Here is a 16081-nt window from a genome sequence, read left to right on the forward strand (position 1 = left end):
CCTCACCAGGCGTACTCGCTTGCCTCCCACGCCGCCGTGTCGAACCGGAACAGCACGGTCCCGTCGCGTTCGAACTCCGCCTCCCACCAGGGGGAGTCGACGAACGCCTGACGCACCTGCGCGAAGTCGGCGGCGGACTGGACGGCGTACAGTTCCCCGAACGCCTGCTGGGTGGGCGACCAGAGCGCGAACGCCGGCTGCGCCGGATCGGCGCCGCCCATGTACCCCACGAGCGACTCGGTCAACGACTGGGCGAGTTCGTCCGGGTCCTCACCGGCCGCGACCGGCAGCCCCAGGATGTCCCGGGAGACCACGTCCGGAGCGAGCGACATCCGTGCGGGAATCGTGGGCAGGTTCCCCGTGCCCAACTCCAGCAGGTACCGCGGTGCGTCCGGGTCCGGGCTGGAGGAATGGAAGATCCTCATCGCCTCCAGGTCCGCCGGGCGCTCCTGATGGATGACGTCCAGGGCGTGGCCGGCCAGCAGGCTGGTGGCGAGCAGCACGACGGCGACTCCCGCCTGGTAGGCCCGGCGCAGCATCCGGGGGCGCACGGCCACGGCCGCGAGCGCCGCCAGCCAGGGGATGGCGAACAGGGCAGCGCGGAAGATGCCCTCCTGCCCGTACGGGTTCACCGCAACGAGCACGAGTCCGACCGCCGGCACCAGGGCACAGGCCCAGGCGCGGGCCTCCGCCAGGGTGGCCCGGCCGAGGACCAGCCGACGCACGACTGCGCGGCGCGAGACCCGGGTCAGCGACCACAGCGCTAGGAAGCAGATCAGCAGGATTCCCACCACGAGGGCGATGACCGAGGTGGTCACCGCGATGTGGCGCGTGAGGGTGTCATCGGCCACGGTCTGAGGCGGGCGGAAGTTCTCCAGGTCGCCGAGCGCCGAGACGTACAGGAAGGACCGCACCGCATCCGCGTGCAGCGCCGTCCACGCCAGGGCCGGGACCAGCACGGTCAGCGGGATCCACCATCGCACCAGACGCAGGAGGGCGAGGACCACGAGGCCACCGGCGACCATGTACGGGCTGAGCTGGTGGGTGACCGTGATCGCGCATCCGAACACGACCAGGAGGACGACCCCGCCCCGACCCGGCCGCCGGCGCAGGGCGAGCGCGAAGATCGCCACCGCCAGGAGCGTCCCGAGCGACTGCGGGGAGAAGTAGTCCGAACCGATCGCATCGGCCAGGGTGGTGAAGGCGGCAGCCCACCAGGCGGCGGTGCCGCTCAGGCCGAGGCCCGAGAAGAACCAGCGCAGCAGCGGTAGGCGCAGCAGCGTGACGGCCGCGATCCACCACCGTGCGGTGTCCCCGACCTCGGCACCGGCGAGATCACTCACCCAGGCGCTCGCCGCGAACATCCCGGGCCAGTCGTTGTAGACCTGGACGGAGGAGACGGGGGCACCGGTCTCGATGATCTGCTCCGCCAGGTCCACGTGCTTGTTCGTCGACTGTCCCCACGGGCCGGGGTAGGCAAGTGTCGGGGACAGGCTCAGCACCGCCACGAGCGCACCGACCGCCACGGCCAGCGGCCACTCCCGGGCGCCGGTGGCCAGCGGCAACGCGGTGGTGCACAGCAGGAGTCCGGCAATCCATCCCCACCCGAGTGCGAGCGGCAGGCCCCACACCGGAGGGTCGATGATCGTGGCTCCGGCCGCGAGCGCGAGGGCGAGCACACCCCCGGCTGCGCACAGGGCCATCGCGATGGGCACGGGGGCTCCCTTGACCCCGACCCCACCCCAGCCGGTGCGCCGCGGGAGCCAGTCCCGGGCGGGCAGGCGTCGGCTCCAGGAGGTGCGCACTCGCGTCAGGACGATCCCGTGGGCCACCATCCCGGCGACGGTGAGCAACGCGAGCAGCCACGGCAACCAGAGGGTGAGGGTCATGGCGGTGCCACCCAGGGTCAGCAGCGACAGCGCCGACCCGGTCGCGAGCGCCAGGCGGGTGTGCAGGCGCAGCGTGGGGGCGAACTGCCATGGCGCAAGGCCCACGGTCGTGAGCGCGGCCGCCCACCAGGTCAGGAGCGCGAGCGTAGCGGGCAGGACCCCGGTCAGGGCGATCAGCGCGAGCGCACCCGCGAGCAGCGATGCCACGGCCAGCACGTACCGCCAGCGATCGGTGACGACCGCGCGTCGAACCGAGAACCCGGCCGGCGGCGTACGCGGTGGCGGTGCCGCGGAGTGCCGCAGCGGGCGTCCGAGCGTCGTCATGCGTCGGCTGGGCGTGACGCGCGCGCCCGGCGGCGTGCGCGCAGGTAGTCCCACGGTCCCCGCAGCGCACCGGCGAGCTCGGCGCGCCGCACCCCCGGGGGTGGGGCGATCCCCGCGCTCATCCGTTCCCGGGTGGTGCGGTCGATCTGCCGCATCCGCCACAGACCCGGACCGATCGCGCGCAGCAGCGCTGCCCTCGACCCAGGGGAGAGCAGAGTGCCCGTGAGGTAGGCGGTGAGACCGGAGCCGTACCCGCGCAACTGGCGCAGCAGCGCGGCGTCGTCCGCGCGGTGGTGGTGCCAGACGAGCGCGGACGGCTCGTACACGATCCGCTCCCCGGCGAGCAGGATGCGGACGAACATGTCCAGGTCCTCCCCGCCGCGGGTCCGGGTTCCCGCTCCGAGCGCCTCGTCGAACCCGCCGAGTTCCTGTACCAGGCGGGTGCGCACCGCCATGTTCGCGCCGGTGCCGAAGATGCCGGCGGAGAACGGGTAGAGGGCCCCCGCTCGCCTGTTCTGCGCGAGATCGAAGGTCTCGGGTTCGCAGCGCGCGGACCAGGAGGGGGATCGTGCGTCGAAGTAGGCCTCGGCCGGGGAGTCGACCGAGGCGGTGGCGACCAGGCCGGTGACGCACCCGGCACCCGTGGCGGCGGCCTGCTGCAGTGCGCTCGCCCAGCCGGAGTCCACGCTCACGTCGTCGTCGGTGAAGGCGAGTACCTCGCCACTCGCGTGCGCGAGCGCCGCGTTGCGGGCGCTGGAGAGCCCCGGGCGGTCCTCGCGGTGGTACCGCAACCGCGGGTCGATGGCCTGCAACGAGGTCACCAGGTCGGCCGTGCGCTCGTCGGAGGGCGCGTTGTCGATCACCAGGATCTCGACCTCCGGATCGGGGGTCGCCATCACGTGCCGAAGGCAGGACTCCAGGATGTCGGCACGATCGCGGGTGCACACGGCGATCGTGAGGGAGGGGAGCGGCCCGCCGGTCCATCGCCGGGGGCACAGCGGCCCCGCGGGGGCGATCACCTGGTCCGCGCCGGGGGACGCGCGGCGTCCCTCCAGGCGCAGGTGGGTGGCGATGCGTGGGGCAAACGTGCGGGTCGCTTCCTGGCGCACGAGCGCCGCCGTCACCTCGTGGGGGGCGAGCGCGAACTCGAGGTAGCCGAGGACCTCGCCGTGCAGGCTCACCAGGACGCGACTGCGGGTGTGGTCCCGGCGCGCGGGCAGCCAGTGGGCAGCATCGTCGGCGAGATCCATGCCGGCGCAGGCGATGCCGGTGGCAGCGGGCTCGTCGGGTCGTGTGTCCCGGATCGCCTCGCGCCCCGCCTCGCGCTCGGTGTCGGTCGGCGCGCCGGTCTCCGTCATGGTCCCCCCTCGTACCGGGCGCCCCCGCGCCCGCCCCGGCCCCGGTGGACACGCCACCATGGATCGCCCCCGCGATCGGCCTGCGTGTGACTGTACCGTCTGCTCGATGCGCATGTTGTACCTGACCGAGGCCGCACCGAGCCGGGACCCGCAGTTCTCCGACGGCAGCGCGATGATCCCCTACGAGGTGATCCGGGCGCTGCCGCGTCACGTGGAGGTCACGCTGGTGTCCTTCCGAGGGGGCGCCGCCGTGCCACCGGAGATCCGTGAGCGCTGTGCGCACGTGGACGAGATCGACCTGCCCCGCTCGCGTCCGGCCGACCTCGCGGGCCTCCTGCGCGGGGTGTACCCGGCGGACTCGCGGCGCGGCAGTGCGCGTGTGCGCAGGATGACGCAGGACCTGATCCGCACGCACGACGCGACCTTGGTGCACGGCCCGCATCTCGCGGGCGCGCTGCGCGGCCTGCCGCCGACCGCTGCGCCCGTGGCCTTCCAGACCGTCGATCCATGGTCCCTGCGCACCGCGATGGAGGCGCATCTGACGAGCGGTCCTCGCGCCTGGTACCGGCGCTACAGCGCGCTGGTGCGGCATCGCCTGGAGCGTGCGCTGCCCGCGCAGGTCCGGCTGCTCACGGTGGGTCAGGCGGATGCCGAGTCGTGGTCCCGCGCCCTGGGACGGACAGTGCGAGCCGTGCCGAACGGCGTGGACACCGCGGCACTGACGGGCCCAGCACCCCACGTCCCGCCGGATGCCCCGCCCCGCGGCGCCCCCGATGTGTGCTTCGTGGGCAGCCTCGACTACGCGCCGAACGTCGAGTCCGCCCGCCGGCTCGTCCACCGCGTGGCACCCCTGCTGTGGGAACAGCGCCCCGACCTGAGCATCGTGGTGGCGGGTCGTTCGCCCGTGCCACAGGTGCTGGAGCTCGCCTCTGATCGGGTCACCGTGCAAGCCAATGTGCCTGACCTTGCCGCCCTGGTGCGTTCCGCCCGTGTCGCCGTGTTCCCCGATCTTCACGGGCTGGGCAAGCGCAACTCCGTCAGTGAGGCGCTCGCGGTGGGCACCCCGGTGGTCGCAACCGCCGTCGCGGCACGGGAACAGGGTGAACACCCGCTGCTGACTCGCGCTGAGAGCGATCGCGACCTCGCCGGGGCCGTCCTGGCGGCGTGGGAGCGCCCACCGGCCGCGCAGCCGTCCCAGCACGGGGTCGCGATGCGGACCTGGGCGGACGCGGCCGCGGACTACCTGGCCGCGTTGTCCTGAGCCGGATCGAGGTCGGTGCCGGTCATCAGCACCACGCTCGCACGCCACAGCGCCACGTCCCGGTCCACGGCCACGGCTGCCTCGGCACCCCGTGCGGGGAGCCGTTCGGCCAGGCTGGCGGCGCACCGAGCCCAGGTGAGCATCACGACCTCCTCGGCCCGCCGAGGATCGGCGCCGCATGAGGTGAGATGGCCGCGTAGCGCGGACAGGCCGGCTCCCGACGGCGAGAACTCCCGACGCAGGAGAGCCACCTGGTCCTGCGTGCGCCAGGCGCCCTCCAGGGCACAGGTGAGGTAGTGCCAGGCGTACACGAGGTCGCTCCCGGCGATGCCGGTGAGGTCGGCTCGTTCCCAGTCCAGCACGGTCAACCTCCCGCTCGCGGGTTCCACCAGGAGGTTCGGGTGCCCGAGGTCGCCGTGTTCGACCGCACCGGTCAGCAGTTCCGGGCGCATGGCCGCGTGTGTCGCGGCGGTGAGGGCGGTGAGCCAGGAGGGTTGTCCGCACCGCGCCGCGAGGTCGACCAGACCGCGCAGCGCCGCGGCCGGTTCGACCGGGGGCGCCGGGAGGCGCCCCAGCCGCGCCACGAAGGCCAGCACCGCGCCGCGGGCACCCACCGGATCGGCACGCACGCGCTGCGGGGAGAGTTCCTCGCCCGCCAGGGCGGTGGTGACCATGGCGGGACGGCCACGATGGGCCCAGACCCCGAGCAGTTCCGGGACTCCCGAGAACCCCTGGTCACCGAGATGGGTCAGGACTCGGGACTCCCGGTCGATCCCCGCCGTGTCGCCGGGGTCGCGCGGCACCTTGACGGCGAGCGAGGGTCGCGCCCCTCGCCCGTGGTGGAGCAGGGCGATCAGGTGCCGCGACGTCTCGTAGCGCGGCGTGATGACGACCGCGCCGGCCGCCTGTGCGGCGTCGATCCGGTCGGCTGCCCGGGGGTCGGCGAGCAGACCCGCGAGCCAGGTGCGCGGAATCCCTCCCCGTGCCGACCAGAGGCTTCCCTGGGCCACCAGCACGGGCATCGCGCCGAGGCGTGCGGTCCCTCGCGCCGCGACGCCGACCAGCGCTCCCGCCGGGATCCCCGCCACGCGCCGCAGGGTCGAGTCGAGTGCGGGGGCGGAGTCCAGCGGCACCAGGCGGGCGGAGCGGTGCAGGCTCGGCGCATGCCAGGTGACCCCGGACACCGTCCATCCGGCGGCACGGATCCGGCTCCGCAGGCGCGGGAGCACTCCCAGACCCGGCAGGCCCGAGCCTAGCGTGAGCATCGCGCCGTCCGGCGTCAGCGCCCGCGCAGCGTGGGAGAGCTCCCGACGGTGCGGATTGTGGGTCACCACCAGGTGCAGGGTGGCGGTCGGTGCCCCGGCGAGCGGGCGGACCTGGGCGCCCGCCTCCTGCAGCCCCCGGACCCAGCCCGCAGGCAGGGGCACGGACCCGATCCCGACCTGTGCCCCCGGCTGCAACCACGGGCCGTCGCCGAGCATCACGGCGTCGACCGCCTGGCGACCGTGCAGGGGCCCTGGGGGGTCCCCCACCAGGGTGCGCCACACGATCCTGGTCGCGCTGGCGAGCGTCTGCCCGGGTGTTGCGGTCGCATCGAGAAGGTGGGCGCGCGGGTGCTCCTCGGCGATGCGCCGGTACTCCTGCCGCCACTCCTCCAGGATCTGGGGGCTGTGCTCCCGTTTGCGCTGGTACATCACGCTCCCGGGGGCATCCAGGACGAGGATCAGGTCCACCGGTGGTGCCACCGCGTGCGCCACCCAGCGCGTGATGCGCCCCCCGACGGAGGAGTCGTCCGAGCTGAGCCGGGTGTCCAGAGCCAGCCGGTCGAGCAGCACCACCTCCCCGCGCAACCGGTGCACAGCGACACTGAGAGCGGTGGCGCTGACCCGCGTCAGCGCGAGCCCCAGCCGCGCCCCCGGGACCCGCTCGAGGAGAGCGTCCCACGCGTGCGGCTTCCAGAGACCGAGGTGACGGTAGTGGGTCGTGAGGGGGAGCGAGGCGGCGAGGCCGTCCAACAGGGTCGTCTTGCCGGCGCCGTCCGGGCCGAGGACACCGATCGCGACGCCCCGGGGGCGACCAGGCACCCGCACCGGGATCCTGCGGCCGAGGCGAGCGGTGACGGCCCGGGTCACCGCCGGCCCGGGAACGCTGCGACGCCACCTGGCGGCGAGCAGACGTGACAGCCGTGCGCTCGCGTCCTCGTCCCCGAGTACCCGGGTCAGCCGGTAGGCGCAGCCCTCGCCGGCGATCGCGTCCAGGCGGGCGGCCAGCGGGGAGTCCAGGGGCCGGTGCCGGAGCGCAGCGAGCGCCTCGGCTCGCCGGTGAGCGGGGACGCCACCCTTGTCCAGGACGAGGTGCAGCAGCAGCAGCAGGGCCTCATCGCTCGGGTCGGGGGAGGGGATGCCCTCGCGCACCACCCCTCGTGCCAACACCTGCGGCGCCCACGGACTCACCAGGTCCTGGTAGCGACCGAAGGCGAGTTCGTCCACCACGTCGAGCCCGGTCCACCCGTCCTGGCCGAAGGCGAAGTGGAAGCGGTGGGATCCGTGCCCGTGCGCGAGCACCCGCACCAGCCCGGACTGAGCCAGGGACTCCTGCGCGATCGCGCGCCAGTCGCGAGAGACGAGGACGTCGATGTCCCGGTCCGGCCGGGCGAGGGAGCGCCGACCGCGCAACAGCAGCCACGGCACCCCGGCCCGATCAAGCGCGTCGAAGGCTGCGCGCGCCTGCGGATGAACGGATGGCATCGACACGTGGGTCCCCCTGGTTCCTCCCGCCATTGCCGTGCGGGAGATGCCACGCTAATCGACGGCGGGCGCCTCGTGGTGGCTCGCGTGTCCGCGCCTCCCGACCGCGGTCCGCCGTCGTCGCCACGCAACCGGGTCCGGCTACCGGGACCCGAAGCGCCACCGCAGGGCCCGCAGACGGTCGGTGAGCCGTGGGCGGTACCGCGGGCACCGCCGGCACACCGAGCACTCGCTCCCGTATCGATAGTGTTCGTGGGCCGCGCGTGGGTGACCGCAGCGGCACGTCGCCGGCATCGCGTGGCGCCGGGGGGTCGAGTGCGTCACGGCCCCAGCGTACGGCTCGCCTGCCGGGAACGTGCGGCGTGAGCGCTGCGCCGGGGCCGGGAAACGGTGCCCGAGATCCCTGTCTCCTCCCACGACCCACGACGAAGGTGGTTTACCCCCTGCTGGTGACGATGTGGCATGGTGAACGCCGGGCGTCCTTCAGATGGCGCTGCGGTGTCCGCAGGGGGCGGGCGCGCTCGAGGCGATGTCGTGTCGTCCTCGGCGACTGGACACGGGGGGATCTATGCCGACAAGGCCTGTGCAACCCACGATCAGCATCGTGGTACCGACAAAGAACGAAGCGGCGAACCTGCGTGAGGTCCTGCCGAGGCTGCCTGCCGTCCACGAGGTGATCGTGGTCGATGGCGGCTCGGTGGACGGCACGGTGCAGGCGGCGCGCGAGACGCTGCCCGGCGTCCGCATCGTGGAGCAAACGCGTCGCGGGAAGGGGAACGCGCTCGCCTGCGGCTTCGAGGTCGCCACGGGCGACGTCATCGTGATGTTCGACGCGGACGGCTCAGCGGATCCCGCGGAGATCCCCGTCTTCGTCGATGCGCTCACCCAGGGTGCGGACTTCGCCAAGGGCTCGCGGTTCGCGCCCGGCGGGGGCAGCGAGGACATCACACCGATCCGCCGCGCGGGTAACGCCGCGCTGCACGTCGTGGCCAACCTCGCGTTCCGGACCCGTTTCTCCGACCTGTGCTACGGCTACAACGCGTTCTGGCGGGACATGGTGCCGGTCCTCTCGCTGCCCGATACCCGAACGCCGGAACGCGCCGACGGTCAGATGCACTGGGGTGACGGATTCGAGATCGAGACAGTGATCAACTGCCGGATGGCCGCGGCCGACGTGCGGATCGTGGAGGTTCCCAGCGTGGAGCGCCTGCGCATCCACGGGGAGACGAACCTGCGCACCTTCGTGGACGGGTGGCGCGTGCTTCGGACCATCTTCTCGGAACGTTCCCGCGCAGCGGGGATCGCCCGCGCCTCCGTCGCGGCGTGAGCGCGCATTCCGTCAGCCTCGTCGTGTGCGCCTACACCGGGCGCCGCTGGCGCGACCTGTGCGCTGGGATCGCCGCCGTGGCCGCAGGATCCGAGCCGCCCGAGGAGATCGTGGTGGTGATCGACCACAATGAGGGCCTTCGGGTCCGCGCCGCCGCCGAGCTCCCGGCTCACGCGCCCGGCGTGGCGGTGCGGGTGATGTCGAACACCAGACGGCAGGGTCTCTCCGGTGCCCGTAACACGGGGGTCGGCGCAGCACACGGCGAGATCGTGGCGTTCCTCGATGACGACGCCACGCCGCGACGCGACTGGCTCGAGCGCATGCTCGAGCCGTTCGTGGATCCACGCGTGGTCGCCGTGGGCGGGGCAGCGGAACCCGTGTGGCCCGCGTCCGGCCGACCCGCCTGCCTCCCGACGCAGCCGGGGCAGTGGGGAGAACTCGACTGGGTCGTGGGGTGCAGCTACCGCGGCCTGCCGCGCACGCGCGCGCAGGTGCGCAACGTGATGGGGTGCGCGATGGCGATCCGCCGCGAGGCCATGGTCGCGGCCGGCGGATTCCACGAGGACCTCGGTCGCGTCGGACGCACCCCCTTGGGATGTGAGGAGACGGAACTGTCGATCCGACTGCGGCAACGTGATACCCCCGCCCGGGTCGTGCTGGTCCCGGAGGCCGTCGTGGACCACCGGGTCTCCGAGGACCGGGTCACCTGGCGTTACCTCGCCACCCGGGGGTGGGCCGAGGGAGTCTCCAAGTCCGCGGTGGCCGCGCTGGTCGGCCCGGGTGACGCTCTTGCCACCGAGTCCTCCTACCTCGCGGGGATCCTGCCGCGCGCGCTCCTGCGGGAACTCGGGTCAGGTCGCGCGGCCGGCGCGGTTGCCGTGCTGCTCGCCGTCGCCGCCACGGGCGCGGGCTATCTGCGCGGCAGTCTCGACACACTCGCACGCCGTCGGCGCCAGGTCGCACCCCCCGCGCAGCGTGAGGGGACGAGGACGGGGTGAGTTCCGCGCCCGCCGAAGCGCAGACCCTGGCCCGCGCCGGTGCCTCCGGTGTGGCCTGGCAGAGCCTCGCGCAGGTGGTCTCCCGGGCGCTGACCCTGATCGCCACGATCGTGTTGGCGCGGGTGCTCAGCGTCGAGGAGTACGGTCTCGTCGCGGCAGCGCTCGTGGTCATCGGGTTCGTCGAGACGGTAGCCGATGCCGGCGTCGCCCAGGCCCTGGTGTACCTCCCGCGCCGGGCGGGTCTCGTCCGCGCCTCGTTCGCGATCTCCCTCGGCGCGGGCACGGTGCTCGCCGGTGTGGTGATGGCCGCGGCCCCGGCGGCCGCGCGAGTGTTCGGCCAGGCCGGGGTGGAGCCCCTCGTGCGAGCCCTCGGCGTGGTGGTCCTCCTGACGGCGCTCGCCGCAGTCCCGGATGCCCTCCTGCGGCGGGCGCTGGAGTTCCGGCGGCTCACGTACGCCGTGATGCTGCGCGGGGCGGCGAGCGCCGGCGTCACCCTGACGCTCCTCGCCCTGGGGTCGGGACCCTGGTCGCTGGTGTGGGGGACGGTTGCCGGCGCGGCGAGCTACCTGGTGTGCTGCTGGCTGCTCGCGCCACGCGGTGTCGCCAGGTCCCTGTGGGGCAGGGTCGACGCGACTGACATGCGCACGACCTTGCGCTTCGGTGCACCGGTGGCGGGAAATCAGTTCCTCTCCCGGGCCGCGTTCGACGTCGACTACCTCGTGGTCGGTGCCCTCCTGGGCAGCACGGCGCTCGGTGTGTACACCCTCGCCTTCCGGTTGCCGGAGATGGTGATCATCCAGGTGTGCTTCGTGATCGCGGGGGTGATGTACCCCCTCTACACCCGTGCCCGGGCCACGCCGCACCTGCTGGAGCGCGCCTGGGTGGTGAGCACGCAGGCTCAGGTCTTGTTCGGCCTGACGGCGGGGGTCGGTCTGGCGGTCATCGGTCAGGACCTGGTGCCGCTCGTCTTCGGGACCCAGTGGGCGAGCGCGGGTGATGTGCTCGTGGTCCTCGCCCTGTACGCCGGGGTGCGGGCGATGGCCAATGGGGCGAACGAGGTCTACAAGGCGCTCGGCCGGCCGATGATCTCCCTGTGGACCTCGATCGCGCGCCTGTGCGTCCTCATCCCTGCCCTGGTGCTGGGCACACAGTGGGGGGTGCTCGGGGTGGCGTTCGCGCACCTGGCGACCGAGTGCCTGTTCGTGGCGATCAAGCAGACGATCGCCTCCCGCCTGCTGCGACTACCGCCGGCCGCGGTGTGGTCGATGCTCGGCCCGGGCGTGCTCGGTGCGGTGGGCATCGCAGTCGTGGCCGGAATCGTGGCGCAGACACCACTCAGCGGGTGGGCGCTCGTCATCGTCACGGTGCTGGGTGGCCTCCTCGTCGCGCCGGGGCTTGTGCTGGTGTGCTACCCGGAGGTCGTGACGACCCTGGCGGCCGTGATGCCGGGGCGCGCGGGTGCCGTCGTCCTGCGATTGTGCCGCCCCTTCACCCGCACCTACGCGGCGCGACACTCACGAGGCTCCTGAGGCACCTCGCACGGCGGGCGTTCCTAGCGCTCCTCCGAGCGGGCCCCGAACACGATCTCGTCCCAGGAGGGGACCGAGGTGCGGCGTGAGCGTGCCCGCGCGCCGCGGCGGTTCGAGCGTGGCGCGGCGTCGGTCGTCTCCGCTTCGGCGGAATCCGAGCCGGTCGGCGCAGGGTCGTGTGGTGCCGCATCGGGTGCGGCGTCGCCGTCCGCCGGCTCCGGGTGCGTTCCCTCGCCTGCGTCCCGCGAGGTGCGCAGGTGCAGCACCGGGGCGGCGGGGAACAGCGCGTCATCCAGCGGCGACCCGCCCCCGATCGCCTGGTCGGGTCCGCTCGACTCACCGGCGGACCCGGTCTCGGACCCCTCACCCGCGGTGGGCGCAGGGTCGGTGTCTTGGGGGGGAGTGGTGGTCGTGCCCTCGGGTTCCTCCCGGCGTGGCCGACCACGGCGATCCGCCAGGTCCGCCAGGAGGGCATCCGTCACCGCGGACGCCGCGGAGGCCGCAGGTTCGGCGGGTGCCGGGGTCGTCGTGGGCGCAGGCGTCACGGCCGGGCCGGCAGGGGTCGGGCGGGCAGCGGGTCGGGTCGGGGCGATCGTGGCCGCACCGACGTGGCCGCGGGCGCCCTCGACGTCGTAGGGATGATGCCGGCTGGGCAGCTCGGTCTCGGAGAGCCACCTGCTCTCGTCGTCCAAGGCGACCAGCGTGCGTGCGACCAGGTCCACCCGCCAGCGCGCCTCGCGCGGTTGGTCGCCCGCCGCGAAGCGCACGGTCACCTCCCAGGGCTGACCGCCCTCGCGCACGGCGTCCCACTGCGGGGTGGAGTCCACCCCACGTGCCGCGAGGCGATCCAGCACGAGGTCCCCGAGCGTGGGGGCACCCAGGTCCCGGCCCAGGGTGAAGGTCTGCGTCTGCTGAGCGATCCAGGACCGTTCCGCCTGCACGGGTCCCTCGAAACGGCGCACCGATTCCGGGCTCAGCCCGCCCGCCTCGGCCACCTCCTCCACGGTCGCTCCGGCGCGGATCCGTGCCTGGATCTCCTTCGGCGTCAGCGAACTGCGCTCGGCCGCACGGTGGGCCTCCAACTGCGGCCGATCTCGGCGCACCGCGAGACGCAGGCCTTCGTCGATGACCACTCGATAGGGCTCACCGGTGTCGTCGCGTAGGACGATGTACTCCCCATCGGGGTGCAGGCTCTCGAACCTGAGTTCACGCATAGCGCCTCCTTGGGGCACCACACTGCCATCCCGCGGCGTGTGCGCGCGGGATTTGCCTCGGAGTGGCCCGCCCGGGATCTGCGGCCGAACTAGGCTCGGGGGGTGAGTACTTCCCATGCCGACGAGCCCACGGACCTCTCCAGCGCCGCGTCCGGGGGTACCCGGTTGCCCCCGGATGTGACCGTCCACGAGCTGCGGACGCTCGCGGTCGACCTGGCCACACGCGCCGGCGCACTCGCGCACGAGATGCGGGCCGAGAGCGTGGAGGTCGCACTGACGAAGTCGACGCTGACCGATGTGGTGACCCGCGCGGATCTGGCCGCCGAGGCACTGATCCGGGACGAACTGGCGCAACGGCGCCCCATGGACGGATTCCTGGGGGAGGAGGGTGGCCTGCGGCCCGGGACGTCCGGACTCACCTGGGTGGTCGACCCGATCGACGGCACGGTGAACTACCTCTACGGGCGCGAGCACTACGCCGTCTCGGTCGCCGCGGTGCTCGGCGACCCCACCGACGTCACGGCGTGGACCCCCGTCGCCGGCTGCGTGCACGGACCAGCCATGGGGGTCACCTACACCGCCGGCCACGGCCTGGGTGCCCACCGCAACGGGGCACCGCTGCGGATGGGGGCGGCGCCGTCGTTGGATCAGGCGCTCGTGGGCACCGGCTTCTCCTACCGGCCCGAGGTGCGGCGTGCGCAAGCCGAGCTCCTGGTGCGCTGGTTGCCCCTCGTGCGCGACATCCGCCGGGCGGGCGCCGCCTCCCTCGACCTGTGCGATGTGGCCCGGGGCGGCAGCGATGCGAACGTCGAACTGGGCCTGCACCCGTGGGACGTCGCCGCAGCCGCCCTCGTGGTCACCGAGGCCGGCGGTGAGGTGTGCTACCTCGACGGTCCGCTCGGGCGGGTGAGCATCGCGGCCGCGCCGGGGCTGATGGGTCCGTTGCGCCAGGCCGTCGCCGACTGACCTGGCGAAACGGACCCGCCCGTCGGGAACATTTTGGGCCTTGCCGACGTTTCGAGCCTGTGCCCAGGTGTACACCGCCGTGGACGTGAGTGAGAACACGTGACCGGATGTGTGCGCGGCGCCGGGGAATAGGGCACAATCCTCGCGCCGGATGTCGGTCGGGGGCGGTTCAGCCGCCGGCCGGAATGACTGCCCGGTGGCCCCCTGCCACCATGACGATGACGGAGTGTGACGCCACCATGGCGACCGACTACGACGCCCCCCGCAAGACCGATGAGGACATGAGCGAGGACTCGCTCGAGGAGTTGAAGGCGCGTCGCGCCGAGAAGGGGTCGGGGACCGTCGACGAGGACGAGACGGAGGCCGCCGAGGGGTTCGAACTCCCCGGCGCCGATCTCTCGGGCGAGGAACTCAGCGTGCGCGTGCTCCCGCGCCAGGCGGACGAGTTCACCTGTACGCGCTGCTTCCTGGTCCACCACCGCAGCCAGCTCGCCTCCCACGACGACCTCGGTCCCGTCTGCACGGAGTGCGCGGGCTGAGACCGGCCGGTGTGGCGCGGGCTCGTCGCGCCACACCGCGGGCGTGACTCACGCGCGCGATTCACGCGATTCACGCGATTCACCCGGGTGGACGGCTCAGCTGGGCGGACGGATGGCGCGCACCGCCTGCGCGAGTTGCTCCGGGCGCCGGGTCGAGACCACCCAGTACGGCGTGGGGTCCTCCGAGTCGACCACGGTGATCTTCACGGCAGTCGAGATCCAGCCCCGGTGCGCCAGGTAGGCGCGGGCATCGGCCTGAGGCCCCAGCACCAGGCGCGTGCCCTCCGCGTCCAGGGCCGTGACCTCCCCGATGGACCAGGCGTCCAGGAACGCCGGACCGACCCGCAGGCCCGGGTCCCCACCGTCGGTGACCACCACGCGTTCGGCGCTGCGCGTCAACAGCAGCACGCACGTCACGGTGACGATGAGCCCCACGGCCAGTGCCGCTCCGGGTGCCAGGGGCCAGACGATCAGCGCCATCGTGATGCCCGCGCCGGGGGCCAGGAGCCACGCAGCCGCCGACGGCCACTGCCGTTCGGCATGTGCCTCGCTCGTGATCACCTCGCGCACCATGCATCAAGGGTGCCACGTCCGCGTGATCGCCTCGGGACCTGGCCGGCAGTACAGTGGATCGTCGTGACCAACCCCGTGCCCGAGGTGCCCGAGGCCGCCGACCTCGACGTGCCCGTCCGACGTATCGACGACGACCTGCCACTGCCCTCCTACGCGCGTGCGGGTGACGCGGGCGCGGACCTGTACGCCGCGCACGACGTCGACCTGGCGCCGGGTGAACGGGCGCTGATCGGGACCGGCATCGCTGTGGCGGTCCCACCCGGGTTCGTGGCCCTGGTCCACCCGCGATCCGGCCTGGCCGCGCGGCACGGGCTGACCGTGCTGAACGCGCCCGGCACGATCGATGCGGGGTACCGCGGTGAGGTGCGCGTACTCCTGGTCAACACCGACCGCGAGGCCACGGCCACGATCCGCCGCGGTGACCGGATCGCGCAACTGGTGGTGCAGTCGGTGGTGCACGCACGGTTCGTGCCGGTGGCAGAGTTGAACGAGACACAGCGCGGCGACGGCGGCTTCGGATCCACGGGCGGCCATGGCGCCGCAGGGAAGGGTGAGTAATGGCACTGTTCGGTCGGAACCGCTCGCGAGCGGAGCAGGCCCCGGAGCCGTCCGCGGCTGAGCTCGAGGCCGTGGCCCAGGCGCGTGCCGCCCGGGAGGCCCGTGAGGGTACCGGCGGAGAGTCGGGGGAGGCTCCGCAGGGGCAGGAGGACGCGGGCGCGGTGGCGTCGCAGGAGCGATCGGCGGGCCCCTGGGACGTCTCCGAGGCGCCGGACCGCCCCGGCTTGGTGGACCTCGGCGCGCTGCGGATCCCCGGGCGCGCGGGAATGGCGCTGCGCATGGAACTCGACCGCCGCACCCGGCGCGTGGTCGCCGCGAATGTGACGATCGGCCAGTCGAACCTGCAGTTGCAGGCATTCTCCGCGCCGCGCACGGCCGGGATCTGGGACGACATCCGCACGCAGCTCGCGGCCTCGATCGGCAAGCAGGGCGGGAGCGTGAAGCAGGGGAACGGACGATTCGGTCCCGAGCTGCTCGTTCTGCTCCCGGTGAAGGACGCGGAGGGCAAGCCCGCCCGTCGTCCGGCGCGCTTCCTCGGGGTGGACGGCGACCGCTGGTTCCTGCGCGGCGTGCTGACCGGTGCGGCCTTGGTGGACAAGGCCGCGATGCTGCAGATGGAGGAGTACTTCAGCGAGGTGGTGGTGGCGCGGGGCGACGAGCCGCGGCCACCGGCCGAACTGTTGACGCTCACGATGCCGACCAAGTCGGGTGCCGCCGGCGACGCGGCGGCAGTGCCGTCGGCTCAACCGACCGACCCGACGCCGCCGACGGTCGCCGAACCGGGCGCGGACGCCTAGC

Annotated in this window: 13 protein-coding genes; 8 read left to right on the plus strand and 5 right to left on the minus strand. The window is 73.2% G+C overall.

Annotated features, from left to right (window positions below; all coding sequences use genetic code 11):
* Nucleotides 1-2: 2 nt before the first annotated feature.
* Entirely contained in the window at nucleotides 3-2213 is a 2211-nt protein-coding gene (locus ATL40_RS05380) for a hypothetical protein (protein WP_098468642.1), read from the minus strand.
* Nucleotides 2210-3571: a glycosyltransferase family 2 protein gene (locus ATL40_RS05385; RefSeq protein WP_169925882.1), complete on the minus strand. Its 1362-nt coding sequence runs from the start codon at nucleotides 3569-3571 to the stop codon at nucleotides 2210-2212. The genes ATL40_RS05380 and ATL40_RS05385 overlap by 4 nt, the downstream gene beginning before the upstream one ends.
* 106 nt (nucleotides 3572-3677) lie before the next feature.
* On the opposite strand from ATL40_RS05385, the gene ATL40_RS05390 reads away from it, so the two are divergent.
* Complete coding sequence (locus ATL40_RS05390) at nucleotides 3678-4832, plus strand: glycosyltransferase family 4 protein (protein ID WP_169925883.1); 1155 nt, start codon at nucleotides 3678-3680, stop codon at nucleotides 4830-4832.
* Here the strand turns inward: ATL40_RS05390 and ATL40_RS05395 are convergent.
* Nucleotides 4811-7579 carry a phosphotransferase gene (locus tag ATL40_RS05395; protein WP_098468644.1) on the minus strand — a complete coding sequence of 923 codons (2769 nt, stop codon included), beginning with the start codon at nucleotides 7577-7579 and terminating at the stop codon, nucleotides 4811-4813. The genes ATL40_RS05390 and ATL40_RS05395 overlap by 22 nt on opposite strands.
* Nucleotides 7580-8162: 583 nt before the next feature.
* Between ATL40_RS05395 and ATL40_RS05400 the strand changes: the two genes are divergently transcribed.
* From ATL40_RS05400 to ATL40_RS05410, 3 genes are read left to right on the plus strand one after another with little or no spacing between them, the layout of a single operon-like run.
* Nucleotides 8163-8906, plus strand: a complete 744-nt coding sequence (locus ATL40_RS05400; protein ID WP_245866773.1) for a glycosyltransferase family 2 protein — start codon at nucleotides 8163-8165, stop codon at nucleotides 8904-8906.
* Nucleotides 8903-9904: a glycosyltransferase family 2 protein gene (locus ATL40_RS05405; RefSeq protein WP_098468646.1), complete on the plus strand. Its 1002-nt coding sequence runs from the start codon at nucleotides 8903-8905 to the stop codon at nucleotides 9902-9904. The genes ATL40_RS05400 and ATL40_RS05405 overlap by 4 nt, the downstream gene beginning before the upstream one ends.
* Nucleotides 9901-11433, plus strand: a complete 1533-nt coding sequence (locus tag ATL40_RS05410; RefSeq protein ID WP_098468647.1) for a lipopolysaccharide biosynthesis protein — start codon at nucleotides 9901-9903, stop codon at nucleotides 11431-11433. The genes ATL40_RS05405 and ATL40_RS05410 overlap by 4 nt, the downstream gene beginning before the upstream one ends.
* 23 nt (nucleotides 11434-11456) lie before the next feature.
* Here the strand turns inward: ATL40_RS05410 and sepH are convergent, their stop codons facing one another.
* Nucleotides 11457-12647 (minus strand): septation protein SepH, encoded by a 1191-nt coding sequence (gene sepH, locus ATL40_RS05415; protein ID WP_098468648.1) that lies wholly within the window; start codon nucleotides 12645-12647, stop codon nucleotides 11457-11459.
* A 102-nt stretch (nucleotides 12648-12749) separates the two neighbouring features.
* Here sepH and ATL40_RS05420 point away from each other — a divergent pair, with 102 nt between their 5' ends.
* Together ATL40_RS05420 and ATL40_RS05425 are read left to right on the plus strand one after the other, a co-directional pair.
* Complete coding sequence (locus ATL40_RS05420; protein WP_245866776.1) at nucleotides 12750-13613, plus strand: inositol monophosphatase family protein; 864 nt, start codon at nucleotides 12750-12752, stop codon at nucleotides 13611-13613.
* Nucleotides 13614-13852: 239 nt separating this feature from the next.
* Nucleotides 13853-14152 carry a DUF4193 domain-containing protein gene (locus ATL40_RS05425; protein ID WP_098470305.1) on the plus strand — a complete coding sequence of 100 codons (300 nt, stop codon included), beginning with the start codon at nucleotides 13853-13855 and terminating at the stop codon, nucleotides 14150-14152.
* Between the two features lie 96 nt (nucleotides 14153-14248).
* On the opposite strand, the gene ATL40_RS05430 is transcribed toward ATL40_RS05425, so the two are convergent.
* A complete protein-coding gene (locus ATL40_RS05430; RefSeq protein WP_098468650.1) occupies nucleotides 14249-14725 on the minus strand; it encodes a DUF3093 domain-containing protein in 477 nt (158 codons plus the stop codon).
* A gap of 63 nt (nucleotides 14726-14788) precedes the next feature.
* Here ATL40_RS05430 and dut point away from each other — a divergent pair, with 63 nt between their 5' ends.
* Together dut and ATL40_RS05440 are read left to right on the plus strand one after the other, a co-directional pair.
* Nucleotides 14789-15283: a dUTP diphosphatase gene (dut, locus tag ATL40_RS05435; RefSeq protein ID WP_245866779.1), complete on the plus strand. Its 495-nt coding sequence runs from the start codon at nucleotides 14789-14791 to the stop codon at nucleotides 15281-15283.
* Complete coding sequence (locus tag ATL40_RS05440; protein ID WP_098468652.1) at nucleotides 15283-16080, plus strand: DUF3710 domain-containing protein; 798 nt, start codon at nucleotides 15283-15285, stop codon at nucleotides 16078-16080. The genes dut and ATL40_RS05440 overlap by 1 nt, the downstream gene beginning before the upstream one ends.
* The last annotated feature ends 1 nt before the right edge of the window (nucleotide 16081 follow it).

The sequence above is a fragment of the Serinibacter salmoneus genome (assembly GCF_002563925.1).
Lineage (GTDB): Bacteria > Actinomycetota > Actinomycetes > Actinomycetales > Beutenbergiaceae > Serinibacter > Serinibacter salmoneus.